The 1640-nt window shown below is 59.7% G+C and carries 2 protein-coding genes; both read left to right on the top strand.

Annotated elements, in window-relative coordinates:
- Positions 1-600, top strand: a 600-nt coding sequence (locus SMC5_RS09770) for a dioxygenase family protein (RefSeq protein ID WP_133299209.1), incomplete at its 5' end; no start/stop codon positions are given.
- 145 nt (positions 601-745) lie between these two features.
- Positions 746-1591 carry a hypothetical protein gene (locus SMC5_RS09765; RefSeq protein ID WP_119120567.1) on the top strand — a complete coding sequence of 282 codons (846 nt, stop codon included), beginning with the start codon at positions 746-748 and terminating at the stop codon, positions 1589-1591.
- The last annotated feature ends 49 nt before the right edge of the window (positions 1592-1640 follow it).

The following is a 1640-nucleotide window of genomic DNA, read 5'->3' as shown; positions in this document are numbered from 1 at the left end:
CAGCCACGGACCATGCACGACTTTAGTGGCTTTCCCGATGAGCTGTATCATATCGGATATCCGTGTCCAGGCTCTCCCGAGATGGCGGAGAGAGTCCGTGCTGCCTTGGGTCCGGGCGTCGTCTCGTGCGACATGGAACGCGGCCTGGATCATGGCGCATGGTCTGTCCAGCACCACATGTATCCCTTGGCGTTCATCCCCGTGATCCAGATCAGTCTCGACGTGTCTCTTACATCTGAAGAGCGTATGGAGTTGGGCAAACGCCTGTCTCCACTGCGCGACGAGGGAGTCCTCATCCTCGGCAGTGGGAATGTGGTCCACAACCTGGGGCTGGTGGACTTGGACAACGAGCAGGCTCCCGCGTATACGTGGGCGCAGTCGTTTGATAGCTGGGTTGCGGGGTGTGTCGAATCTAACCACCTCGAGGAATTGACCCGGTACCGGTTGGCACCGTTCTCCGAGTTGGCGGTCCCGACCGACGAGCACTACATCCCCCTCCTGTACGTCGCCGGATTGCGCAGGTCCGACGACATGCTTACCACAGTGTTTGAGGGTTTTCAGAATGCCTCCTTGTCCATGCGGTGCATCCGGGTGGGATAGTCCGCGCGGGGAAACCCATATCAGGGCAGATGCCCGCGCTCTTCACAGGACAGCGCGTACGAAACCCCTCCCTGTACTGTAGTAGAGGTGGCAGCATCCGTGGGTGCCGCACTCTGGGGGTGACCCCGTAAGAAGGGAGAACACTATGAGGAAAACGATAGGCAAGGTCGTCCTGGCAGTTGTCATCGCCGGGCTCCTTACAGGCGGTATCGCCATAGCTTCAGCAGCGACCAAGGTACGGACCGTGACGACGCCACAAGGAACCAGTGTCGATGTTATATCGGTGACGGGCACGGTGACGGAGGTTTCGACCGCAAGCACGACCGGGACCAGTCACGGCATTATGGGCATGTTCCGCCGTGGGCCTGAGGGCTATGCGAAAATCAAGGACAACGCGGATGGGACAGTCTACACACTTGGGCTTGGCCGCGAGGAGACCTCAGGCCTCACGATGAAGGTCGGTGACATCGTCACCGTCGAAGGGACGTCGGCAACGCGGAACAGCGTCAAGAATCTGCAAGTCTGGACGTTCACGGGCGCCGATGGCAAGACCGTCACGTTGCGCAAGGCCGACGGAACGCCCAACATCGAGACGGTGAGCGTCGCAGGAACGGTGACTGAAGTCAACGTGCCGACCCCGACGGCTCCCTTGACTGGTAACACAACGAAGCAAACTCCAAAGGCAATGGCGACGATCAAGGTCAACCAGGCCGACGGCACCATCATGACCGTGGTTCTCGGACGTGACGCGAGCAACATCACCGTGAAGGTTGGCGATGCGGTCAAGATCGAAGGCTTCAAGACCCCGACGGACGCGAACACCATCATGGCTACCTCGTTTATCGGCGCAGACGGCAAGACCATAACTCTTGGTGGCAAAGGATTTGGAGGTTGCGGCATGGGTGGCGACCGGGGTGATGGTCGTGGGTTCGGTGGCGGCATGAAGGGCCCAGGATCTAGCTCAGACTTCCCTACACCGTCCAATACATAGTACACGTTTCCTCGCAGGACGTAAGTCGACCCCCGCTTCGGCGGGGGTC

This window comes from Candidatus Cryosericum odellii, assembly GCF_003570935.1.
In the GTDB taxonomy this organism is placed as follows: domain Bacteria; phylum Caldisericota; class Caldisericia; order Cryosericales; family Cryosericaceae; genus Cryosericum; species Cryosericum odellii.
Note: the sequence above shows the minus strand (reverse complement) of the source record. Positions and strands in the feature narration are given on the sequence as shown.

Coding starts and splice junctions, on each gene's coding strand:
- SMC5_RS09765 (WP_119120567.1), top strand. CDS start 746: ATGAGGAAAACGATAGGCAAGGTCGTCCTGGCAGTTGTCATCGCCGGG.